The sequence below is a fragment of the Nocardioides sp. Z21_20 genome (assembly GCF_059766585.1).
Genome location: NZ_JCBAJX010000016.1, coordinates 14,821 through 37,974, shown reverse-complemented (window position 1 = coordinate 37,974; position 23,154 = coordinate 14,821). Strand labels below are relative to the sequence as shown.

Here is a 23,154-nt window from a genome sequence, read left to right as displayed (position 1 = left end):
TTGACCGCTCGTATGTATTAGGTTGAACTATTCCTAGATGACATATTGCGTCCTGGCAAGCAAATGTTCGGCTCGGGGTCGGACGAGGTGAGGGGAGTGGCATGCAGCAGGCGCGCGCGACGTACGTCGACGGACAGTGGGCCGAGGGGTCCGGCGGCGGGATCGAGGTCGGCAGCGCCGCGGACGGAACCGTCCTCGCTCGCTTCGCCGGCGCCGGCGCCACGGACGTGGACCGGGCGTGCGCCGCCGCCGACGCGGCCTGGCCCGCCTGGTCGGCGAGCACGGTGACCGAGCGGGTCGAGCTGTTGCGCGCCACCGCCGACCTGGTCACCAAGCGTGCCGACGAGTTCGGCGCGCTCGCCGCGCTGGAGGTCGGCACCCCGGTCCGCGCGGCCGGCACGGTGCACGGACACCTGGTGGCCGCGGCGGTGCGCGACGTGGCCTCGGCGCTGGAGTCCTACGTCTTCGAGGAGCGCGTGGGCAACTCGCTGGTGGTGCGTGAGCCGATCGGGGTGGCCGCGGCCATCACCGCCTGGAACTACCCGCTCTACCAGCTCGCCACCAAGCTCGTCCCCGCTCTCGCCGCCGGCTGCACGGTGGTGCTCAAGCCCTCGGAGGTCGCGCCGCTGACCACGATCGGCTTCTTCGAGGTGCTGGCCGAGGCGGGGCTGCCGGCCGGCGTCGCCAACCTGGTGATCGGCACCGGGACCGAGGCCGGCGAGCCGCTGGTCGCCGACCCCCGGGTCGGGATCGTCAGCTTCACCGGCTCCACCCGGACCGGTGCCCGTATCGCCGAGCTGGCGGCCCCGGGCATCACCCGGGTCACCCTCGAGCTCGGCGGCAAGTCCGCCAGCGTCCTCCTCGACGACGCCGACTTCGCGCGGGCACTGCCCGCCGCCCTGCAGGGCTGCCTGCTCAACAACGGACAGACCTGCGCCGCGCTGACCCGGCTGATCGTCCCGCGCTCGCGCCTCGCCGAGGTCGAGCAGTTCCTCGCCGCCGCCGTCGACCGGCTGGTGACCGGCGACCCGCGCGACGCGGCGACGGACGTCGGCCCGGTCGCCTCGGCAGCACAGCGCGAGCGGGTGGTGGGCCATGTGGAGCGCGCCCTCGCCGAGGGTGCCGTGCTGGTCGCGGGCGGGCCCGGGCCGGTACCCGGTGCACCGGCCGGCGGCCACTACGTGCGCCCGACCGTGCTGCGCGTGGCGCCGCACCTGCGGATCGCCCGCGAGGAGGTCTTCGGGCCGGTCCTGTGCGTGATCCCGGTCGACTCCGAGGAGGAGGCCGTCGCGGTCGCCAACGCCACCGACTACGGGCTCTCCGGGGCGGTCTGGTCCGCGGACGCGGACCGCGCCCTGTCGGTGGCCCGCCGGATGCGCACCGGCCAGGTCGCCGTCAACGGCGGCCAGTTCAACATCTCCGCGCCCTTCGGCGGCTACAAGCACTCCGGCTACGGGCGCGAGGGCGGCCGATTCGGACTGGACGAGTACTTCGAGATCAAGGCGGTTCAGCTGTGACGACCTACCCGACCCACCCGACCACCGATGGCGACGCCGGCGCCTTCGTGGCTGCGGCCACGCCCGGCGCGACGCGCACCCTGGTGCGCGCAGCCGTCCTCACCGCGGCCCCGGGCCATCTGGAGATCCAGGAGCTCGAGCTCGACGACTGGCTGGCCCCCGACGAGGTCCGCGTGCGGGTCGAGGCGTGCGGACTGTGCCACTCCGACCTGCACATGATCGACGGCGAGCTGCCGACGGTGATGCCGACCGTGCCCGGCCACGAGATCGCCGGCACCATCGAGGGGGTCGGCTCCGCGGTCGGCGACCTGGCGCCCGGGGATCGGGTGGTCGCCTGCCTGTCGATGTTCTGCGGGCACTGCGCGGAGTGCCGCGCGGGCCGCACGTTCCTCTGTGATCGTCGCAACGACCTGGGCCGAGCCGGGCGACCCGTGCCCCGGCTGCTGCGCGCGGGCGAGCCGGTCGGTCAGGTCGCCGGCCTCGGCGGCCTCGCCGAGCGGACCGTGCTGCACCGCAACTCGGTGGTCCGGGTCCCCGCCGAGCTGCCGGTCGACCGTGCCGCGCTGCTCGGCTGCGCGGTGCTGACCGGCGTCGGCGCGGCGCTGCACGGGGCTGAGGTCCGGCCCGGGGACAGCGTCGCGGTGATCGGCTGCGGCGGTGTCGGGCTGAACGTCGTCCAGGGGGCGCGGCTGGCCGGTGCCACCACGATCGTGGCGGTCGACCTCGGCGCCGAGAAGCTGGAGCTGGCCCGGCGCTTCGGTGCCACCCACGTCGTCGACGCCGCCTCGAGCGACCCCGTCGCCGCGGTCCAGGAGCTCACCGGGGGAGTGGACCACGCCTTCGACGTGGTGGGGCGCCAGGCAACGGTGGCGCAGGCGGTCGCCATGCTGCGTGCCGGCCGGATCGCGAACGTCGTGGGCATCCCGCCGGTCGGCGAGCAGCTCGTGCTGCCCGGCCTGCCGCTGGTCACCTCGGCCAAGGGCGTGCGGGGGCTGCTGATGGGCGCCAACCACTTCCCCCGCGACATCCCGGTGCTCGCGGACCTGTACCTGCAGGGGCGCCTGGAGCTGGACGCCCTGGTGTCCGGCCGGATCCCCCTGGAGGAGGCCGACGCGGGCTTCGACCAGATGCGCCGCGGGCAGGCGACGCGCGTGGTCGTCACCTTCCCCTGATCGGCCGGTGTCCCCGCCGCCCACCCCCCACCCCGGCTCGTCACCCGAGAGGAACCACATCGATGCTGCTGCAGTGCCACCCCCCGGTGGCCGGCTCATGAGCACCACGCTGCGATCCGATCCGACCAGCGCCGCGCCGCCCCCGCCATCGGCTGCGCCCCCGCGGCGTCGTCGCCGCGGACGCGGGCGCCTGCGCGGCGTGCTGATCCAGCTCACCGAGCTGGTCGCGGTCCTGCTCGTCGTCAGCTTCGGCACCTTCGCCCTGGTCTCGATGATGGACACCGACCCGGCCGTGACGATCCTCGGCGAGGGTCACGCGCCGGAGGCCTATGAGGAGGTCCGCGAGGACCTCGGCCTCAACGACCCGCTCCCGGTGCGGTACCTCGACTGGCTGGGGTCGGCGCTGACCGGCGACCTCGGCCAGTCGGTGGTGCCGCCGTACCACGACGTGACCGAGCGGATCGCCAGCGCGATGCCGGTCAGCGTCGAGCTGGCCGCCCTCGGCATGGGGATGGCGCTGATCTTCAGCCTCCCGCTGGCGATGTGGTCGGCCTACAACGCCGGCGGCCGGGTGGACCGGATCATCAGCGCCGGCACCTTCGGCGTGCTCTCGATCCCCAGCTTCCTGGTCGGCCTGCTGGTGATCATGATCTTCGCCAACGGGCTCGGCTGGTTCCCCCGGGCGGAGTGGTCCCGGGCGACCGAGGGGCTGGGCGACAACCTCTACCACGCCTTCCTGCCGGCGCTGACGATCGCGCTCGCGGAGACCGCGATGTTCACCCGCATCCTGCGCACCGACCTGATCACCACGCTCCAGGAGGACTTCATCCTCGCGGCCAAGGCCAAGGGGATGGGCACCGTCCACGTCCTGTTCAGCGATGCGCTGCGACCGTCCTCGTTCTCGCTGATGACGCTGATGGGGATCAGCCTCGGCCGGCTCATCGGCAGCACCGTGATCGTCGAGTACCTCTTCGCGCTGCCCGGGATGGGCACGCTGGTGATCGGCGCCGCCAACACCGGCGACTACGTCACGGTCCAGGGCGCGGTCCTGCTGATCGCGGTCATCTACGTCGTCACCAACGCCCTGATCGACGTTTCCTACGGTTACCTGGACCCCCGGGTCAGGAGGTCCCATGTCTGAGCGCGCCGTTTCCCCCCTCGACCTCGCCACGCTCCCCGTCGGCGAGCAGCCGTCCGCGACCGAGCCCGGCGAGCCAGGCGAGCCCGGCACCGACCGAGGCCGGCCCTGGCGCGGGATCGTGCTGAGCCTGATCGGTGTCGCCGGCCTGGTCGCCGCCATCGTGGGCCTGCAGGACACCGGGTGGACCCAGGCGGGCGCGGCCCTGGTCGCGCTCGTGGTCCTCTACTTCGGGGCCGCGGAGCTGGGCCGGTGGCGCTTCGGCTCGTCCTTCGACCTGACCCTCTGGCTGTGCCTGGTGTGGCTGGTGCTGCTCGTCGCGGCTGCGGTGGCGGCGCCGTTGCTGCCGTTGGGCGAGCACGAGGACATCGCCACCACCATGCTCGACCCGGCGCTGGCGCGGCCCGACCTGCTCAGCCAGTTCCCGCTGGGCACCAACAACTTCGGCCTCGACCTGCTCGCCCGCACCCTCTACGGCGCCCGAGCCTCTCTGGTCGTCTCCATCGGCGCGGTGCTGATCGGCATCGTCGTCGGTGGCTCGATCGGCATCGTGGCCGGCTACTTCCGCGGGAGCATCGACCGGGTGGTCGGCGTCTTCACCAACTCCCTGCTCGCCGTTCCGCCGCTGATCCTGCTGATCGCGCTGGCCAAGGTCCTCGACCCGACGCTGCGCAACATCGCGCTGGGCCTCTCGCTGCTCGCCCTGCCGAGCATGATCCGGATGGCCCGCGCGAGCACGATGGCCTTCGCCCAGCGCGAGTTCGTGCTGGCCGGCAAGTCGATGGGCGCCTCGAACGCCCGGGTGATGTTCCGCGAGCTGCTGCCCAACGTGCTGCTGCCGCTGGCGTCGTACGGCATGGTGATCATCTCGGTGCTGATCGTCGCCGAGGCGTCGCTGAGCTTCTTGGGTCTCGGCATCCAGGCACCCGCACCCTCCTGGGGCAACATGATCGCCGAGGGCGAGGGGCGGGTCTTCGAGGAGCACCCGCACATCGTGCTGGTCCCCGGCACCGTGCTGTTCCTGACCGTGTTCGCCTTCAACGCGCTCGGTGAGAAGGCGCGCAAGCGCTTCGACCCGCGCTCGGCGAAGCTCTAGGAGCCCCGATGACTGACACTTCCCTGCTCATCGACGAGCGCCCGCCCGCCGCCGCGGCGCCGTTGCTCGTGGTCGATGACCTGCGCACGGTGATCCGGACCGCCCGCGGCAACCTCAAGGCCGTCGACGGCGTCTCGCTCACGCTCGCGCCCGGAGAGGCCCTCGGCATCGTCGGGGAGTCCGGCTCGGGCAAGTCGGTGCTGGGCCGCACGATCATGGGCCTGCACACCAGCGGCCCGGACATGACCGTGACCGGGTCCGTGCACTTCGACGGGCGCGACGTCCAGAAGATGCCGACCCGCGCCCTGCGCGAGCTGTGGGGCGCCTCCATCGGGATGGTCTTCCAGGACCCGATGACGGCGCTCAACCCGGTCAAGAAGATCGGCACGCATCTCACCGAGACCCTGCGCAAGCACCGCGGCCTGAACCGGAAGCAGGCCCGGGTGCGCGCGCTGGAGCTGCTCGACCTGGTCGGCATCCCCGACGCGGCCAGGCGCATCGACCAGTACCCGCACGAGATGTCCGGCGGCATGCGCCAGCGCGTGGTGATCGCGATGGCCCTGGCCAACGACCCGAAGCTGCTCATCGCCGACGAGCCCACCACCGCGCTCGACGTCACCGTCCAGCGCCAGATCCTCGACCTCCTGGACCGGTTGCGCCGCGAGCTCGGGATGGCGCTGATCCTGATCAGCCACAACCTCGGCGTGGTGGCGGGCCGCACCGACCGGGTCGCGGTGATGTACGCCGGCCGGGTGGTCGAGACCGCCGACGCGCGCGACCTCTTCGACGCCCCCCAGCACCCCTACACCGAGGCGCTGCTCGCCGCCATCCCGCGACTGGAGCAGGCGCCGCACCTGCGGCTGGAGGCCATCGACGGCGCCCCGCCGGACATGGTGCGCCCGCCGAGCGGGTGTCGGTTCGCCGCGCGCTGCCGCCACGCCCGCGAGGACTGCCTCCAGGCGGTTCCCGCGCTGCGGCCGGCCGGGGGCCCCGCGCTCGGCACCACCGTCGACCTCGGGGACTCACCCCCCGTCCGACACCTGCATGCCTGCTACCACCCCGTCAACGAGTCTGGAGAGAGCTGATGGCCGGATCCGGTCGCATCCACCTGCGCCCGCCCGAGGAGAGGGTCCTCAGCGTCTCCGAGCTCGTCGTGGAGTTCCCGGCGAATGGCGGTGACATCGTGCACGCCGTCTCGGGGATCAGCTTCGACCTCGTCGACGGGGAGACGCTCGGCATCCTCGGCGAGTCCGGCTGTGGCAAGTCGAGCACCGGCCGGGCCCTGATGCAGCTGCCGGCGCCGACCAGCGGTGAGGTCCGCCTCGGTGGGGACACCCTCACCGCCAGCTCGGGCAACCAGTTGCGCAAGCGTCGCGCGGGGATGCAGATGATCTTCCAGGACCCGGTCTCCTCGCTGAACCCGCGGCGCAAGGTCAAGGACCTCGTCGCCGAGGGCCCGCGGATCCGGGGTCAGAAGGTCGAGGACGCCCAGATCCGGGAGGTGCTCAGCTCCGTCGGGCTGGACCCGGACGTGGTCTGGGACCGCCGGCCGCACGAGCTCTCCGGCGGCCAGTGCCAACGGGTGTGCATCGCGCGGGCGCTGATGCTGGACCCGCAGGTGCTGATCTGCGACGAGCCGGTCTCCAGCCTCGATGTCTCGGTCCAGGCGCAGATCCTGAACCTGCTCGAGGACACCAAGGAGCGCTATCGGCTCAGCATGGTCTTCATCGCCCACGACCTGGCGGTGGTGAAGAACATCAGCGACCGGATCATGGTGATGTACCTCGGCAAGGTCTGCGAGATCGTCCCGTCCGGACGTCTCGCGCTGCATGCGCGGCACCCCTACACCCAGCTGCTGCTCGACTCGGTGCCCGAGGCGCACCTGCCGGGCGCGGTCATCGACGCCGACGGGGTGGCCGAGAAGACCCGCTCCGCGGAGCTCCCCTCGCCGCTGGATCCCCCCAGCGGATGCCGGTTCCGCACCCGGTGCCCCCTCGCCACCGAGGTGTGCGCCACCCAGGAGCCCCAGCTGCAGGAGGCGGGGCCGGGGCACTTCGTCGCCTGCCACCACGCCGACCTCGCCGCCACGCTGGGCGAGAGGCTCACGCCTTGTGCGAGCGCAGCTCCTGAGACGAACGACGTGCCGAGCTCTGGCCGCCCGGAGAGCGCTTGAGCTTGGCGACCGCGTCGTCGAGCTCGGCGAGCATCTCGTCGGCGCGGTCGCGCTCGTCGGCGTAGTAGCGCTCCGACCAGCGCAGCACCATCTCGGGGAACGCCCAGCCCGGCTCCTCGCGCGCGCCCTCGGCGTCCACCTCGGCCCGGACCCGCATCTTCTCGGTCTGGTTGCGGTGCTCCTCGAGCATCGAGCGCAGCAGGGCCGGGTCGCTGGCGTGGCCGAGCCACATGCGCAGCATCACCCCGTGCTTGAGCACCACCGGCTCCACCGGCGCCTCCGCGGCCCAGCGCGCCACCGCCCGCTCACCCTCGGGGGTGATCCGGTAGAGCCGCTTGCCGCGCACGTCGTCCTTGTTGACCACCCGGGAAATGGCGAAGCCGTAGTCCTCCAGCTTGCGGAGCTCGCCGTAGATCTGGCTGTACGACGGCGCCCAGTAGAAGAAGCGGAGGCTCCAGTCGGCCCACTTCTTCAGGTCGTAGCCGGAGAGCTCCTCGCCGAAGGACAGCATGCCCAGGACGGCCCAGCTGGTCGGGCGCAGGTCGGGAAGCGGGGTCTCGGGGACGTCACTCGTCATACCACGAGCCTAACGGTGCGCTCTACCCGGCATGTTCTCCTTCGACATATGTCGGTGTGGGCTTCACCTCTTGTGGTCACACAGTATTTTGGTTAGGAATAGTTCGGACCAAAACAGGCAGGAGGCCTCGGTGACCGTGCTGGACGACGCCCTGGGAGGCGAGGTGGCGGGGCTGCTCGCCACCCTCGAGAACGGCTTCCCACCCGTACACCTGATGAGCGGCCCCGAGGCGCGCGCCGCGGTGGCGGCGCGCGCGGTGCCACCGACGAACCTCGACGACGTCCGCGCGGTCGAGGACCATCTCGTCGCGACCGGCGCGGGGGAGCTCCGCGTGCGGGTCTACCACCCGCACGGAGAGGCGAGTGACCGGCCCGGCGTGGTGTTCCTGCACGGCGGCGGCTTCGTGTTCTGCAGCATCGAGAGCCACGACGGCTTCTGTCGCGCGCTGGCCCGAGGCGTCGACGCCGTGGTCGTCTCGGTGGACTACCGGCTGGCGCCCGAGCATCCGGCGCCCGCGGCGGCGGACGACGCCCTCGCCGCGCTGGAATGGGTGCACGCCTGCGCCGAGCGCCTCGGCGTCGACCCGCAGCGGATCGTGGTCGCCGGGGACAGCGCCGGCGGCAACCTCGCCGCGGTCACCGCGCTGCGGGCACGCGGCCGCGAGGACCTACCGCTGGCCGGACAGGTCCTGCTCTACCCCGTGATCGAGCCCGACTTCGACTCGGAGAGCTACCGGCGCTACGCGAGCGGCCACTTCAACACCCGCGCGGCGATGCAGTGGTACTGGCGTCAGTACCTCGGCGGGGATCCCGCCACGACGCAGCCGCCGGCCCCGCCGGAGCACGTGGTGCCGACCCGGGCCGCCAGCCACGCCGGACTCGCCCCGGCCGTGGTGCTCACCGCCGGGCGCGACCCCCTCTCCAGCGAGGGGCACCGCTACGCCGCGCTGCTGCGCGACGCCGGGGTGCCCGTGCGGCACCGGCACTTCCCCGATCTGTTCCACGGTTTCGCCACCATCGGCCCGTTCGGGGCCGCGGCCGCTGCCCGCGACCTGCTGTGGCACGACGTACGACGCCTGCTCGGCGCCCCGGGCACAACGAAGGAGAACGCATGACCAGCACAACCGTCGACGTCCTGGTGGTGGGCGCCGGCTTCTCGGGCCTGTACGCCGTCCACCGGGCGAACCAGGAGGGGTGGAGCGTCGCCGGAGTGGAGGCCGCACCCGAGGTGGGCGGCACCTGGTGGTGGAACCGTTACCCGGGTGCCCGCTGCGACGTCGAGAGCCTCGACTACTCCTACTCCTTCGACGAGGAGCTGCAGCGCAGCTGGCGTTGGAGCGAGCGCTACGCCACCCAGCCGGAGATCCTGCGCTACCTCCAGCACGTCGCGGACCGCTTCGACCTGCGCCAGCACTACCGCTTCGACACCCGGGTCGTGGGTGGCCGCTTCGACGAGGACGAGTCGCGCTGGGTGGTCACCACCGACGCCGGTGAAGAGCTGCGCGCCCGGTACCTCGTGCTGGGGACCGGCAGCCTCTCGGCGCCGGTTGACCCCGCCATCCCCGGGCTCGCCGACTTCGCGGGCACGATCCTGCGGACCTCGAGCTGGCCGGACGAGGAGGTCGACGTCAGCGGTCAGCGCGTCGGCGTGATCGGCACCGGCTCGTCGGGGGTCCAGTGCATCCCCCTGCTCGCCGAGCAGGCCACGCACCTCACGGTCTTCCAGCGCAGCCCCAACTTCTCGGTCCCGGCCTTCAACCGTGCGCTGTCCGACGAGGAGTGGGAGCAGGCGATGCTCGCCTACCCCGAGCGCCGGCGGCTGTCATGGGCCGGGCCGGCGGGCTCGCCCCACACGAGCCACCCCGAGGACCCCTTCGCGATGTCCGAGGAGGCTCGCCGCGACGTGCTGGCGGACTACTGGCAGCGCGGTGGCGTGCTGTTCGGCAAGGCGTTCCCCCGGCAGTCCATCGACCCGAAGATCAACGACCTCGCCCGCGTCTACGCCGAGGAGCGGATCCGCGAGATCGTCCGCGACCCGCGCGTCGCCGACGACCTGGTGCCCACCGACCACCCGATCGGGACGAAGCGGATCTGCACCGACACGAACTACTACGAGACCTACAACCGCGACAACGTGGAGCTGGTCAACCTGCGCCGCGACCCCTTCGAGGTCATCGAAGCGGGGGGCGTGCGGACCGCCTCGGACTTCCACCCGCTCGACGTGCTGGTGCTGGCCACCGGCTTCGACGCGATGACCGGCGCGATGACCCGGATCGACCTCGTCGGGCCGCGCGGCGAGCGGATCACCGAGGCCTGGTCCGACGGGCCGGTGACCTACCTCGGTCTCTGCGTGCCGGGCTTCCCGAACCTGTTCAACCTGGCCGGCGTCGGCAGCCCCTCGGTGCTGAGCAACATGGTGCTGGCCGGGGAGCAGCAGGTGAACTGGGTCGTCGATCTGCTCCGGCACTGCGAGGAGCAGGGGCACACCCAGGTCGAGGCGCGTCTCGACGCGGCCGAGGCGTGGACGGCGCACGTCGACGAGGTCGCCTCCGCCACGCTCTTCGTGGAGGCGAAGTCCTGGTACATGGGCGCGAACGTCGAGGGCAAGCCGCGTGGGTTCATGCCCTATCTCGGCGGCTTCGCCGCTTACGGCGGGCTCTGCGACGAGTCGCGCGACGGCGGCTACGTCGGCTTCGTGCTGGGCTCATGAGCGGCCCCGTCGTCGACCTGGCCGGCAAGGTCGCGCTGGTGACCGGCGCGGCCCGGGGGCAGGGTGCCGCCGAGGCCGCGCTCTTCGCCGAGCTCGGGGCCCTCGTGGTGCTCACCGACGTGCTCGGTGACGAGGCCGGGGCCCTGGCCGAGCGGCTCGGGGGCGCGGCCACCCACCACCAGCACGACACGTCCTCGGGCGCCGACTGGGACCGGGTGGTGGGGGCCGTCCGTGCCCAACACGGTCGTCTCGACGTGCTCGTCAACAACGCCGGCATCTACCGCACCGGCGACCTGACCACCTGGCCGGAGCAGGACCTGCGCTCCGTGCTCGAGGTGAACCTGCTGGGACCGATGCTCGGCATGCAGGCCGTGGTGCCGTTGATGCCACCGGGCTCGGCGATCGTGAACGTGGCGTCGATCTCGGGGATGCGCGGGCACGCCGGCGCGCTGCCGTACGCGGCCTCCAAGTGGGGGCTGCGCGGGGCGAGCCGGTCCGCCGCGCGCGAGCTCGGCCCACGCGGGATCCGCGTCAACTGCGTGTGCCCGGGCTCGGTCGACACGCCGATGATCGCCGGCAGCACGATGGACCTCTCGCACCTGCCGATCCCGCGGCGAGGTACGCCGGACGAGGTCGCCGCGATGGTGGCCTTCCTGGCCAGCGACGCCAGCGCCTACACGACCGGTGCGGAGTTCGTCGTCGACGGAGGTGCGCTGGCCTGAGCACCGCGGGTGCGCGGCGATTTCGATGGGTGGGAGGACCTGGGCAAGCAGCAGATCACTTTGCTTTGATGCGGAGCATGATCACCCAGGGTGAGGTCCGCACGCTGAGTGAGCTGTGCGAGCTGCGCGCGCGCACGCATCCCGACAGCATCGCGGTGCGCGACGACGCGACCACGCTGACCTACGCCGAGCTGGCCGGTCGCGCTCGTGCCGTCGCCCGGTTCCTCGGTGAGCGGGGCGTCGTGGCGGGTGATCGGGTGGTGGTCCAGGGCCCCAACCGCACCGCCTGGGTCAGCGCCGCGTTCGGCGTGCTGCGGGCCGGGGCGACCGTCGTACCGCTGGGGCACCGCGTGCCGGACGTCGAGCGCCAGCGCCTGCTGGGCGAGCTCGCGCCGCGGCTGGTGCTCATCGACGAGTCGCTGGCACCCCCCGCGGGCGCGGTCACGTTCGCGGAGCTCGACGCCCTGCCCGCCGACGCCCTGCCCGCCGAAGCCCTGCCCGCTGAGCGCGGCCAAGCCCCGGGCGGGCCGGACGACGCCGCGGGCCCGGCGCTCGTGCTGTGCAGCTCGGGCACCTCCGGTGAGGTCAAGGCGGTGCCGATGAGCCACGAGCAGCTGCTGCGGGTCTACGCGCACGTCGCGCGCGTGCTCGACGCCACCGACGACGACGTGTGGCTCGCCACCGTGCCGCTGACGCACTCCTTCGGGTTCAACGGGATCCTGCTGGTGGCGATGATGGCCGGCGCAGCCGTCCGGCTGCTGCCCGACTACGACGCGGTGCGGCTGACGAGGCTGCTGCGCGAGGAGCGGATCACCGTGCTCGCCGGGCCGCCCACGATCTACCACGACCTCGCCGGCCTCGACCTCGGCACGCCGGCACCGCACACCCGGGTCGCGATCGTCGGTAGCACCGAGGTGTCCGCCCCCGACATGGCTCGGCTCGCGGAGCAGCTCGGCATTCCGCGGGTGGCCACCGGCTACGGGATGACCGAGACCTGCGGGACCGTCGCGCTGGGGGCGATCCCACGCGCACCGGATGGCCGGCTGGCGTGGATGGTGCCGCTGCCGGACACCGAGGTGCGGGTCTGTGACGAGCTCGGCGGCGCGGTGCCCGCGGGCGTGCGCGGCCACGTCCAGGTCCGCGGTTTCCACGTCGCCCGCCCCTACGGGCCCGGCCACGACCTGCTCCCGGGAGGCTGGTTCGACACCGGCGACCTCGGCGAGCTCGACGCCGCGGGACGAATCGCGATTGCCGGGCGGGCCAACGACACCATCATCGTCTCGGGCTTCAACGTCGATCCCCGCGAGGTGGAGGCCGCGCTGCGCGAGCATCCCGGTGTCGCCGACGTCGCCGTGGTCGGGGTGCGCGACGCCCGCTCGGGCCAGCGGCTCCTCGGTTGCGTGGTCGCGGTGGGCGAGCCCCCCAGCGACGCGGAGCTGGCCGCGCACGTGCGCCAGCGGCTCACGCCGTACAAGGTGCCAAGCGACTACGTCATCCTCGACGACCTGCCGCTGACGGCCACCGGCAAGCTGTCGCGTGCCGCTGTGCGGCGGATGTGCGAGCAGCGGCCGGTGGGTGCCGCAGGCGGCTGAGCCGCGCCGGTCTCGCAGGGCGCGGTGGTGACGTGGGTCACAGGCGCGCCCAGGGTGTCGGCATGGCTTCGACGCCCTGGTGCTGGGGTTGCCCGATCCCCGCTTCGGGCAGCAGGTCGCCGCCCTGCTCGCGCCGCGCCAGGGCATCGACCTCGACGTCGACGACGTCCGGCGCCACCTGCGGTCCCGGCTCTCGGGCTACAAGGTGCCGCGCACCGTCCGGGTCGTGGGGCAGGTGCCACAGGTGGCCGTGGTCCAGCCAGCTCCATCTGCGGCTGCTTACCGACAACTTCGAGGAGGCGGCCCTGGCCCGCCGCGAAGGCCGGGAGGCGGTGTTCCGCGACAGCCGAGACGGGGCTTAGGCGGCGACTACGCTGGGCCGATGCCGCAGCGGGAACCTGCCACGAAGCCCGTCGATCGCTCGCGCGCCGAGCCGCCGGGCGTGCCGGAGGGTCTGCGGACAGGCCCCGTCTATCTCGACTACAACGCGACCACCCCGGTCGACCCCCGGGTGCTCGAGGCCGCGTTGCCCTACCTGACCCACGCGTTCGGCAACCCGTCGAGCGCGCACGCGTTCGGTCGCGAGCCGCTCCGGGTCGTCGAGCAGGCCCGACTCGACGTCGCTGGGCTCCTCGGGGCCCGCCGCGACGGTGCGCGTGGCGGTGACGTCGTCTTCACCGGGTCGGGTTCTGAGGCGAACCTGCTCGCGCTGCGGGGCAGCGTGCTGTCGCCGTCCTCGCCCCGCTCGCACGTCGTCACCCAGGCCACCGAGCACCCGTCGGTGCTGGGCGCCGGCGAGGCGCTGGCACGCCTGCACGGCACCCGCGTCAGCGTGCTGCCGGTGACGCCGCAGGGCCTGGTCGACCCGGCGCTCCTCGAGCGGATGCTCGCCGACCCCGGGTCCCGGACAACGGCGGGCGCGCGGACCGTCGTCTCGGTGATGGCCGCCAACAACGAGACAGGCGCGCTCCAGCCGATCGCGGAGCTGGCGGCCGTCGCGCACGCCCACGGCGCCCTGCTGCACTGCGACGCCGCTCAGGCAGCCGGGAAGATCCCGCTCGACGTGCACGCCCTCGACGTCGACCTGCTCACCGTCGTGGGCCACAAGATGTACGCGCCGAAGGGCATCGCGGCGCTCTACGTGCGCGCCGGTCTGGACCTCGAGCCGATCGGGTACGGCGGGGGGCAGGAGGGCGGCCGGCGCGCAGGGACCGAGAGCGTCGCGCTGATCGCCGCCCTCGGTGCGGCGGCCAGGCTCGCCGCCGACGACGTGGCCGCCAGGGGGCCGCAGCGGCTGGCGGCGCTGCGCGACCGGATGCAGGAAGGTCTGCAGAGCCGCTGGCCCGGCGAGGTCCGGCTGAACGGGCCCGTGGCCGAGCGCCTGCCCAACACGCTCAACGTCAGCCTCGAGGGCGTCGTCGGGCACGAGCTCCTCGCGGCCGCGCCGCGCCTCGCGGCGTCGACCGGGTCCGCCTGTCACAGCGGCCGTCACGAGCCCTCGCCCGTGCTGAGCGCGATGGGCGTCGAGCCGCGGCGCGCACTGAGCGCGGTGCGTCTCTCGCTGGGCCGCTGGACGACGGCCGAGGACGTGGACTCGGCCGTGGCGGAGATCCTCGGCGGCGCGGGCTGACCGGTCACCGGCCCCGCGGGATCTTGTCTGGGCCAGTGCCCGGGGTGATCATCGAAAGGTGGACGTTGGCCTGTTGATCAAGGTCGGCCTGGTCGCCGCCGTACTGGGTGCGCTCTGGGTGATTCCCTCCTGGAGCGTCTACGTCGCACGTGCCCGTCGTCTCGGTCGGTGGCTCGACGGCCGCCCGGTGACGCCCGTGCCACCGCCCGGCCCCCCGGTCGAACGGCTCGCCGCTGACACCCAGCGCCTCCGGGACGCCCTCCGCCACGCTCCGCCGGGGATGCCGGTGGCCCGCAGGCGCGGCTGGCTCGAGGCGTACGACGAGATCCTGGTCGCCGACTGCCGGGCCCTCGAGCTGGACCAGCACCTGGAGTCGCTGCGGCCCGGTACGGCACGGGACCTCGAACGGGAACGGGTCGAGCGGATGCTGGTCAGGGCCGGTCTCCTGGCGGCTCACGGCGAGGAGCCCTAGCCGACCCTCCTGGCCGCGCGGTAGACCCAGAACGCCAGCGCACACAGCACGACCCCCCACACGAGCGCGGTCAGGCCCAGCACCAGCGCGATGCTGACCGCACCGAGGCCGGGGTTGGCCATGAACAGCACGCCGAGCACGACGTCGACCAGGCCACCCAGGATCATCCCCCATCGCGACTCGACCCGGTCGACCACCGCCAGCGTGACCTCCAGGAGCCCGCGCGCCACCAGCCAGATCCCCAGGACCCAGGTCAGCGCCTCCGCGGACAGCCCGGGCCGCACGATCGCGAAGAACGCGGCCAGCAGGGACACCACGCCGGTGAGGACCAGCGTCCATCGCCCCGCGCCCCGGTGTGAGCGGAAGGCCTGGGCCAGCGCGCCGACGCCGTCGAAGAGGGCCCAGATCCCCCACAGCAGCGCCAGGGCGATCACCGTGGTCAGCGGTGCCGCCATCGCCAGCACCCCGAAGACCACGCCGGCCACGCCCCGCACCGCCAGGTACTGCCAGCTGCGCGAGAGCAACGAGTCCGCCATCGCCAGCTCCCCTCGCCCGGCCCCGCCCGAACGGCTCAGCCGGTTCGGACGCTACTCCCGCACACGGCTGCGGAACAGGGCGCAGACAAGATCGCGTCAAGCGCCGTTAAGTCGGCGTCAAGATCGCGGGTGCCTCGCCGGCGACGGTCTTGGCTGGGCGACATGAATGTGGAAAGCGGTCTTCTCGTCCTGGCGGTCGTCGGCGTAGCGGTCTATCTGCTCGTGGCCCTGATCCTCCCGGAGCGTTTCTAGTGTCCGACACCGTCGCCGGGCTGCTGCAGATCGCGGCCCTGGCTCTCCTGCTCGCCGCGGTGTACGCGCCGCTGGGCGACTACATGGCTCGCGTCTATACGGGCACCTCCCACCTACGCGTCGAGGCGCTGGTCTACCGGCTCAGCGGGGTGAACCCGCAGACGGGGCAGAGCCCCAAGGCCTACGCGCTGAGCGTGGTCGGGTTCTCCCTGGTCGGCGTCCTGGCGCTGATGGCGATCCTGATGGGTCAGTCCCACCTTCCTCTGGACCGTGACCTGGACGGCATGGGTCTCTCGATGGCGTTCAACACCGCGGTGTCGTTCGTCGCCAACACCAACTGGCAGTCCTACGGCGGCGAGTCGACGCTGGGCTTCACGGCCCAGATGGCAGGTCTCGCGGTACAGAACTTCCTGTCGGCGGCGGTGGGGATGGCGATCGCCGTCGCGCTGATCCGAGGGTTCGTCCGGGTCCGCAGCGGGGACCTGGGCAACTTCTGGGTCGACCTGACCCGCGGGACGCTGCGGATCCTGCTGCCGATGGCGTTCCTCGCGGCCGTCCTGCTGATGGCCGGGGGAGTGGTGCAGACCTTCACCGACACGGGCATGGACACGCTCGCGGGCCACGGCCAGGTGCTCACCGGCGGCCCGGTCGCCAGCCAGGAGGCCATCAAGGAGTTGGGCACGAACGGCGGCGGCTTCTTCAACGCCAACTCCGCGCACCCGATGGAGAACCCGAACGGATTCACCAACCTGCTCGAGATCTTCCTGATGCTCGTCATACCGATCAGCCTGACCCGCACGCTCGGCACGATGCTGGACAACCGCCGCCAGGGGCTGGCCGTGCTCGGCGCGATGGGGATCCTGATGGCGCTGTCCCTCACCCTCGTCACGGCTGCCGAGTCCGGCGCGCGCTCCCAGGCGGCACAGGCGGCCGGCGCCGCGATGGAGGGCAAGGAGACGCGCTTCGGCGAGTGGGCCACGGCCCTGTTCGGCATGGTCTCCACCGGTACGTCGACCGGCGCGGTGAACGCCGCGCACGACTCCTTCACGCCCGTCGGCGGCGGGGGAGTGCTGGTCAACATGATGCTCGGCGAGATCACGCCCGGCGGCGTCGGCTCCGGCATCTACGGGATCCTGGTGATGGCCATCGTCACGGTCTTCATCGCCGGCCTCCTGGTCGGGCGGACCCCTGAGCTGCTGGGCAAGAAGATCGGGTCGCGGCAGATGACCTACGTCGCGCTGTACACCCTGACCACGCCCACCCTGGTCCTGGTCGGCACCGGGATCGCGATGGCCCGCGGCTCCACCGTGGACGCGATGGGCAACGCGGGCGGGCACGGGTTCAGCGAGGTGCTCTACGCCTACACCTCGGCGGCCAACAACAACGGCAGCGCCTTCGGCGGCCTCACCGTCACCTCGGACTTCTTCCAGATCACCCTGGCCCTGGCCATGCTGCTGGGCCGGCTGATCCCGATCGTCCTGGTCCTGCTGCTGGCCGGCTCGCTGGCCGAGCAGCCGCGGATCCCCGCGACCGCCGGCACGCTGCCCACGCACCGACCCATGTTCGTGGCGCTCCTGGTGGGCGTGATCGTGATCGTGACCGGCCTGACCTACTTCCCCGCCCTTTCCCTCGGACCTATCGCAGAGGCACTCGCATGAGCACCATCACGTCCACCCCGCCGGTCGCACCGGCGCCGCCCCCCGCCCGCCGTCCCACCGCGGGACTCTCGCTGCGCACGCTCGCCGCCCAGGGTTTCGAACAGCTCCCCGAGGCGCTGCGCAAGCTCGACCCGCGCCACCTGTGGCGCTCCCCGGTGATGTTCCTGGTCTGGATCGGCTCGGTGATCACCACCGTGGCCGCCTTCGGCGACCCGGGCGTCTTCGTGATCAGCCTGGCCGCCTGGCTGTGGCTGACCGTGATCTTCGGCAACCTCGCCGAGGCGGTCGCCGAAGGGCGCGGCAAGGCCCAGGCGGCCTCGCTGCGCGCGGCCCGCAGCGACACGATCGCCCGGAGGCTGGATGCGGCGGGCGACGAGAGCCGGGTGCCGGGCACCCAGCTCGCGGTCGGCGACCGGGTGGTGGTCGAGGCCGGGGAGGTGATCCCCGGCGACGGCGAGATCGTGGAGGGCATCGCCTCGGTCGACGAGTCCGCGATCACCGGCGAGTCCGCGCCGGTGATCCGGGAGGCCGGAGGCGACCGGAGCGCGGTCACCGGCGGGACCAAGGTGCTCTCCGACCGGATCGTGGTCCGGATCACCGCCGCCGCGGGGGAGACCTTCCTCGACAAGATGATCGCGCTGGTCGAGGGGACGTCGCGGCGCAGGACGCCCAACGAGGTCGCCCTCTCGATCCTGCTGATCAGCCTGACCCTGGTGTTCCTCGCCGCGGTGGCCACCTTGGCCCCGATGGCGGCGTACGCCGGTGCACCCCAGGACGTGGTGGTGCTCGTCGCGCTGCTGGTATGCCTGATCCCCACCACCATCGGGGCGCTGCTCTCGGCCATCGGCATCGCCGGCATGGACCGCCTGGTGCGCGTCAACGTGCTGGCGATGTCGGGGCGGGCCGTGGAGGCGGCCGGCGACGTGAGCACGCTGCTGCTCGACAAGACCGGCACCATCACCTACGGCAACCGCCGCGCGAGCCGGTTCCTCCCGGCCCCCGGCGTGAGCGAGACCGAGCTGCGCGACACCGCCCGGCTCTCCAGCCTGGCCGACCAGACCCCGGAGGGGCGCTCGATCGTGGAGCTGGCCCTGGCCCAGGGCGCCGACGACCGCGACCTGCCCGCCGGGGCCGCCTTCGTGGAGTTCACCGCCCAGACCCGGATGTCGGGTGTCGACCTGGCCGACGGTGCCGAGATCCGCAAGGGCGCGACCTCGGCGGTCGCCGCCTGGGGCGGGGGCAACCCGCCGACCGAGGTGCTCGACGGCATCGAGGAGATCTCGCGCCAGGGCGGCACCCCGCTGGTGATCGCGGTCAAGGACCCCTCCGCCGTACGGGACGACGGCCCGGCCCGGGTGCTCGGTGTCGTCCACCTCAAGGACGTGGTCAAGGAGGGGATGACCGAGCGGTTCGCCGAGCTGCGCGCGATGGGCATCCGCACGGTGATGGTCACCGGCGACAACGCCCTCACGGCCCGCGCGATCGCCGACGAGGCGGGGGTCGACGACTTCCTGGCCGAGGCGACGCCGGAGGACAAGCTGGGCTACATCCGCCGTGAGCAGCAAGGGGGCCGGCTGGTCGCGATGACCGGCGACGGCACCAACGACGCGCCCGCGCTGGCCGCGGCCGACGTCGGGGTGGCGATGAACAGCGGCACCGCCGCCGCCAAGGAGGCCGGCAACATGGTCGACCTCGACTCCGACCCGACCAAGCTGATCGACATCGTGGAGATCGGCAAGCAGCTGCTGATCACCCGCGGAGCGCTGACCACCTTCTCGATCGCCAACGACGTCGCGAAGTACTTCGCGATCATCCCGGCTATGTTCGCGGCCGCCTACCCCTCGCTGGACGCGCTCAACGTGATGGGCCTGGCCACGCCGCAGTCGGCGATCCTCTCCGCGGTGATCTTCAACGCGCTGATCATCGTCGCGCTCATCCCGCTCGCCCTGCGCGGGGTGCGGTTCCGGGCGGCCTCGGCCACCAGCGTCCTGCGGCGCAACGTCACCGTCTTCGGTGTCGGCGGCGTCGTGGTGCCGTTCCTCGGCATCAAGCTCCTCGACCTCATCGTCTCCACCATCCCCGGGATCGGCTGATCACCATGCTCACAGACCTTCTCCGCCAGTCCCTCGCCGGACTGCGCGCCCTGCTCGTGCTCACCGTCGTCCTCGGCGTCGGCTACCCCCTCGCGGTCTGGGGCGTGGGTCAGCTCCTGGGTGAGCGCGCCACCGGCCAACCGGTCCACCACGACGGCATGGTCGTCGGCTCACGGCTCCTGGGCCAGAGCTTCGAGGGGGAGGCGTGGTTCCACTCCCGGCCCTCGGCGGGGGGCTACGACAGCCTGGCCTCGGCGCCCAGCAACCTGGGCCCCTCCAGCCCCGATCTGCTCGCGCTGATCGAGGAGCGACGCACCACGGTCGCGCAGACGGAGTCCGTCGAGGAGTCCGAGGTGCCCCCGGACGCCCTGACCGCCTCCGGCTCCGGCCTCGACCCGCACATCTCCCCGGAGTACGCCGCCCTGCAGGTGCCGCGGGTCGCGCGCGCGACCGGGGTGAGCGAGGAGACCCTGCGCGAGCTCATCGCGGACAGCACCGCCGAGCGGGTGCTGGGCTTCCTCGGCGAGGCCGGGGTCAACGTGCTCGACCTGAACCTGGCCGTGCACCGGCGGACCTCCTAGGGAGGCGGGGGCGGCGTGGCGGAGACCGGCGTGGAGACTGTCCGCATGGAACGCGGGAGGCTGCGGGTCTACCTCGGCGCCGCCCCCGGCGTCGGCAAGACCTTCGCCATGCTCGACGAGGGTCAGCGCAGGCTCCAGCGCGGGCGCGACGTCGTGGTCGGCTACGTCGAGACCCATGGCCGGGTGCACACCGAGGAGCAGCTCGTCGGCCTCGAGGTGGTGCCCCGGCGCCGGATCTCCTACCGGGGCACCTGCCAGGAGGAGATGGACCTGGAGGCCGTGCTGGCGCGCGACCCCGCGGTGGTGCTCGTGGACGAGCTGGCGCACAGCAACGTCCCGGGCAGCACCTTCGAGAAGCGCTGGCAGGACGTCGAGGCCCTCCGTGACGCGGGGATCGAGGTGGTCACCACCGTCAACATCCAGCACCTGGAGTCCCTCAACGACGTCACCGAGGCCATCACCGGGGTGCGCCAGCGCGAGACGGTCCCGGACCGGGTGGTCCGCTCCGCCGACCAGATCGAGCTGGTCGACATGAGTCCGCAGGCACTGCGGCGGCGGATGGCGCACGGCAACATCTACTCCGCGGACAAGGTGGACGCGGCCCAGGCGCAGTACTTCCGGGAGGGGAACCTGACGGCGCTGCGCGAGCTGGCGCTGCTCTGGCTGGCCGACCGGGTCGAGGAGGGCCTGGACCGCTACCGCAGCGAGCATCGCATCGACAGCAGCTGGGCGGCCCGCGAGCGGCTGGTCGTGCCGGTCACCGGCGGACCCGAGTCGGCGACGCTGATGAGGCGCGCAGCGCGGATCGCCTCACGTGGCTCGGGCACCCAGTGGCGGGCCCTGTACGTGACCCGCAACGACGGCCTGACGACGGTGTCGCCCGACGAGCTGGGCCGGCTGCGGGGCAAGGCCGAGGAATTGGGGGGCACGCTGCACACCGTCGTGGGCGACGACCCGGCCGAGGCGATCCTCGACTTCGCCCGCGCCGAGAACGCCACCCAGCTCATCGTCGGCGCGAGTCGCCGCGGACGGCTCTCGACGCTGCTGCGCCCGGGCGTCGGGGAGCGGGTGATCGCCGGTGCGGGGGACATCGACATCCACATCGTCACCCACGACTACGCGCGCGCCGGCACCCGGTGGCGCCCGCCCGAGGCCCTGAGCCCGGGCCGTCGTGGGCTGGGGTTCGCCTTCGGGGTGCTGGCGCCGATCCTGGTCAGCCTGCTGCTGATCTGGACCGAGGACCTGCACGGCCTGCCCACCGAGGCGATGGCGCTGATGGTGGTGGTGGTGGCCACCGCGCTGATCGGCGGACTGCTGCCGGCGGTGGTCTCGGCGCTGGGCAGCGGGCTGCTGCTGAACCTGCTCTTCACGCCTCCGCTGCGCACGATGAGCATCGACGACGCGGAGAACGGGTTCGCGATCGTGCTCTTCGTCGTGGTGGGCATCGCGGTGGCGACCGTCGTCGACACCGCGGCGCGGCGTACCGCCCAGGCGACGAAGGCGCGTGCGGAGGCCGACGCGCTCACCGTGCTGTCGCACAGCCTGCTCAACGCCAGCGACGACCTGGAGGGGCTGCTCGCCTCGGCGTGCGAGGTGTTCGGCGCCCGCGGGGCCTCGGTGCTGCGGCGCGCCGAGAACGGCGTTGAGGAGGTGGTCGCCAGCCACGGCACGGCCTCCACCTCCTCCCAGCGCGCCGACCTGGCCGCGGCGGTCGACGAGCGGACCACCCTGGTCCTCGAGGGCACCCCGCTCTCCGCCACCGACCGCGGCCTGCTGCACGCCTACGCCGCCTACGCCAAGGTGATGGACGAACGGCGCCGCGCGGGCGCCGCCGAGATCGAGCGGCACCGGCTCGCCGAGACGGACCGGACCCGGACCGCCCTGCTGGCGGCGGTCTCGCACGATCTGCGCTCGCCGCTGGCCGCCGTCAAGGCCGCCGTGTCGAGCCTGCGCAGCGCCGAGGTGGTGTGGTCGGCGCAGGACGAGGCGGATCTGCTGGAGACCATCGAGGAGTCCACCGACCGGCTGACCGCGTTGGTGGCGAACCTGCTGGACATGAGCCGGATCAACACCGGCACCCTGCAGGTCTCGCTGACGGCCGTGCCGTTGGCCTCGGTGGCGTGCAACGCGATCCGCGCGCTGGACGGGGGCGACCGGATCGAGGTCGACATCGACGAGGAGACCGACGTCCTGGCCGACCCCGGCCTGCTCGACCGGGTCGTGGCCAACGTGTGCGAGAACGCCCTGAAGTACACACCCCGCACGGCGCGGATCCGGGTCGACTCCGCCCGGGGCGCCGCGGTGGTCACCCTGCGGGTCGCGGACAGCGGCCCCGGGGTCCGCGACCGGGACCACACCCGGCTGTTCGCGCCCTTCCAGCGGCTCGGCGACGTGCCGAACCAGGACGGCGTGGGTCTGGGACTCGCCGTGGCCCGTGGCTTCGTCGAGGCGATGGGCGGCACCATCAGCACCGAGGAGACACCCGGCGGAGGGCTCACCTTCGTCGTCGAGCTCCAGACAGCAGACAGGGAACAGCCATGACGATCGCGCTGGTGGTCGACGACGACCCGGCCATCCTCCGCACGCTCTCGATCAACCTGCGGGCGCGCGACTACGACGTGGAGACGGCCGGCGACGGGCGCTCGGCGCTCCAGATCGTCGACGAGCGGATGCCTGACGTCATCCTGCTCGACCTCGGGCTGCCGGACCTCGACGGCATCACGGTCCTGCGCCGGCTTCGCGCGTTCACGCAGGTGCCGGTGATCGTGGTCTCGGCGCGCACCGGCTCCGACGACAAGGTGGAGGCGCTCGACCTCGGCGCCGACGACTTCATCACCAAGCCGTTCTCGATAGAGGAGCTGCTGGCCCGGATCCGGGCCGTCACCCGACGCTCGGGCGGTGAGGAGCCGGCGCTGTGCGTCCAGGTGGGGGACCTGGTCCTCGACATCGGCGACTCGCGGGCGGCGCGCGACGGCGCGGAGATCCACCTCACCCCGACCGAGTGGAAGATCGTGGAGCACCTGGTGCGCCGACGCGGACGCCTGGTGCGTCAGGGCGAGCTGCTGCAGGCGGTGTGGGGCCCCAGCTTCGAGCGGCAGACCAACTACCTGCGCGTCCACATCGCCAGCATCCGGCGCAAGCTCGAGCCCGATCTGGCCCGGCCCACCCTGTTCGTGACCGAGCCCGGGATGGGCTACCGCTTCGCTCCGCACGCCTGAGCGGCGGGGCTAGCCTGG

General features: G+C 72.6%; 20 protein-coding genes. 17 read left to right on the top strand and 3 right to left on the bottom strand.

Going from position 1 to position 23,154, the window contains the following annotated elements:
* Positions 1-101 precede the first annotated feature (101 nt).
* From AC6EH9_RS18080 to AC6EH9_RS18055, 6 genes are all read left to right on the top strand, one after another.
* A complete protein-coding gene (locus tag AC6EH9_RS18080) occupies positions 102-1,517 on the top strand; it encodes an aldehyde dehydrogenase family protein (RefSeq protein WP_498425066.1) in 1,416 nt (471 codons plus the stop codon).
* Positions 1,514-2,689, top strand: a complete 1,176-nt coding sequence (locus tag AC6EH9_RS18075) for a Zn-dependent alcohol dehydrogenase (protein ID WP_498425065.1) — start codon at positions 1,514-1,516, stop codon at positions 2,687-2,689. Before AC6EH9_RS18080 ends, AC6EH9_RS18075 begins: the two co-directional genes overlap by 4 nt.
* Before the next feature lie 199 nt (positions 2,690-2,888).
* Positions 2,889-3,830 carry an ABC transporter permease gene (locus AC6EH9_RS18070; RefSeq protein ID WP_498425064.1) on the top strand — a complete coding sequence of 314 codons (942 nt, stop codon included), beginning with the start codon at positions 2,889-2,891 and terminating at the stop codon, positions 3,828-3,830.
* A complete protein-coding gene (locus AC6EH9_RS18065) occupies positions 3,823-4,923 on the top strand; it encodes an ABC transporter permease (RefSeq protein ID WP_498425063.1) in 1,101 nt (366 codons plus the stop codon). Before AC6EH9_RS18070 ends, AC6EH9_RS18065 begins: the two co-directional genes overlap by 8 nt.
* A gap of 8 nt (positions 4,924-4,931) precedes the next feature.
* The gene (locus AC6EH9_RS18060) at positions 4,932-6,008 is read left to right on the top strand and encodes an ABC transporter ATP-binding protein (protein WP_498425062.1); all 1,077 of its coding nucleotides are present in this window, start codon (positions 4,932-4,934) and stop codon (positions 6,006-6,008) included.
* The gene (locus AC6EH9_RS18055; protein ID WP_498425061.1) at positions 6,008-7,096 is read left to right on the top strand and encodes an ABC transporter ATP-binding protein; all 1,089 of its coding nucleotides are present in this window, start codon (positions 6,008-6,010) and stop codon (positions 7,094-7,096) included. The genes AC6EH9_RS18060 and AC6EH9_RS18055 overlap by 1 nt, the downstream gene beginning before the upstream one ends.
* Here AC6EH9_RS18055 and AC6EH9_RS18050 read toward each other — a convergent pair.
* Positions 7,026-7,673, bottom strand: a complete 648-nt coding sequence (locus AC6EH9_RS18050) for a PadR family transcriptional regulator (protein WP_498425060.1) — start codon at positions 7,671-7,673, stop codon at positions 7,026-7,028. The genes AC6EH9_RS18055 and AC6EH9_RS18050 overlap by 71 nt on opposite strands.
* A 130-nt stretch (positions 7,674-7,803) precedes the next feature.
* Here AC6EH9_RS18050 and AC6EH9_RS18045 point away from each other — a divergent pair, with 130 nt between their 5' ends.
* The 4 genes from AC6EH9_RS18045 (at position 7,804) to AC6EH9_RS18030 (ending at position 12,696) form a co-directional block, all read left to right on the top strand.
* Complete coding sequence (locus AC6EH9_RS18045; RefSeq protein ID WP_498425059.1) at positions 7,804-8,787, top strand: alpha/beta hydrolase; 984 nt, start codon at positions 7,804-7,806, stop codon at positions 8,785-8,787.
* Positions 8,784-10,382 (top strand): flavin-containing monooxygenase, encoded by a 1,599-nt coding sequence (locus AC6EH9_RS18040; RefSeq protein WP_498425058.1) that lies wholly within the window; start codon positions 8,784-8,786, stop codon positions 10,380-10,382. Before AC6EH9_RS18045 ends, AC6EH9_RS18040 begins: the two co-directional genes overlap by 4 nt.
* Positions 10,379-11,104 carry an SDR family NAD(P)-dependent oxidoreductase gene (locus AC6EH9_RS18035; protein ID WP_498425057.1) on the top strand — a complete coding sequence of 242 codons (726 nt, stop codon included), beginning with the start codon at positions 10,379-10,381 and terminating at the stop codon, positions 11,102-11,104. Before AC6EH9_RS18040 ends, AC6EH9_RS18035 begins: the two co-directional genes overlap by 4 nt.
* A 77-nt stretch (positions 11,105-11,181) precedes the next feature.
* Positions 11,182-12,696 carry a class I adenylate-forming enzyme family protein gene (locus tag AC6EH9_RS18030; protein ID WP_498425056.1) on the top strand — a complete coding sequence of 505 codons (1,515 nt, stop codon included), beginning with the start codon at positions 11,182-11,184 and terminating at the stop codon, positions 12,694-12,696.
* A 37-nt stretch (positions 12,697-12,733) separates the two neighbouring features.
* Here AC6EH9_RS18030 and AC6EH9_RS18025 read toward each other — a convergent pair whose 3' ends face one another.
* The gene (locus AC6EH9_RS18025; RefSeq protein ID WP_498425112.1) at positions 12,734-12,874 is read right to left on the bottom strand and encodes a hypothetical protein; all 141 of its coding nucleotides are present in this window, start codon (positions 12,872-12,874) and stop codon (positions 12,734-12,736) included.
* On the opposite strand from AC6EH9_RS18025, the gene AC6EH9_RS18020 reads away from it, so the two are divergent.
* Together AC6EH9_RS18020 and AC6EH9_RS18015 are read left to right on the top strand one after the other, a co-directional pair.
* Entirely contained in the window at positions 12,821-14,326 is a 1,506-nt protein-coding gene (locus AC6EH9_RS18020) for a cysteine desulfurase family protein (RefSeq protein ID WP_498425105.1), read from the top strand. The two genes, AC6EH9_RS18025 and AC6EH9_RS18020, sit on opposite strands and share 54 nt — an antisense overlap.
* Before the next feature lie 58 nt (positions 14,327-14,384).
* Positions 14,385-14,798, top strand: a complete 414-nt coding sequence (locus tag AC6EH9_RS18015; RefSeq protein ID WP_498425055.1) for a hypothetical protein — start codon at positions 14,385-14,387, stop codon at positions 14,796-14,798.
* On the opposite strand, the gene AC6EH9_RS18010 is transcribed toward AC6EH9_RS18015, so the two are convergent.
* On the bottom strand, positions 14,795-15,334 hold the full coding sequence (locus tag AC6EH9_RS18010; RefSeq protein ID WP_498425054.1) for an HdeD family acid-resistance protein: 540 nt from the start codon (positions 15,332-15,334) through the stop codon (positions 14,795-14,797). The two genes, AC6EH9_RS18015 and AC6EH9_RS18010, sit on opposite strands and share 4 nt — an antisense overlap.
* A gap of 251 nt (positions 15,335-15,585) precedes the next feature.
* Between AC6EH9_RS18010 and kdpA the strand changes: the two genes are divergently transcribed.
* The 5 genes from kdpA to AC6EH9_RS17985 are packed head-to-tail and all read left to right on the top strand — an operon-like array spanning position 15,586 to position 23,136.
* Positions 15,586-17,244, top strand: coding sequence for a potassium-transporting ATPase subunit KdpA (gene kdpA / locus AC6EH9_RS18005; protein ID WP_498425053.1), 1,659 nt, complete (start codon positions 15,586-15,588; stop codon positions 17,242-17,244).
* Positions 17,241-19,337, top strand: coding sequence for a potassium-transporting ATPase subunit KdpB (kdpB, locus tag AC6EH9_RS18000; protein WP_498425052.1), 2,097 nt, complete (start codon positions 17,241-17,243; stop codon positions 19,335-19,337). The genes kdpA and kdpB overlap by 4 nt, the downstream gene beginning before the upstream one ends.
* 5 nt (positions 19,338-19,342) lie before the next feature.
* On the top strand, positions 19,343-19,918 hold the full coding sequence (gene kdpC / locus AC6EH9_RS17995; protein WP_498425051.1) for a potassium-transporting ATPase subunit KdpC: 576 nt from the start codon (positions 19,343-19,345) through the stop codon (positions 19,916-19,918).
* Positions 19,919-19,963: 45 nt separating this feature from the next.
* Positions 19,964-22,459, top strand: coding sequence for an ATP-binding protein (locus AC6EH9_RS17990; protein WP_498425050.1), 2,496 nt, complete (start codon positions 19,964-19,966; stop codon positions 22,457-22,459).
* Positions 22,456-23,136, top strand: a complete 681-nt coding sequence (locus AC6EH9_RS17985; protein WP_498425049.1) for a response regulator transcription factor — start codon at positions 22,456-22,458, stop codon at positions 23,134-23,136. The genes AC6EH9_RS17990 and AC6EH9_RS17985 overlap by 4 nt, the downstream gene beginning before the upstream one ends.
* Positions 23,137-23,154 lie beyond the last annotated feature (18 nt).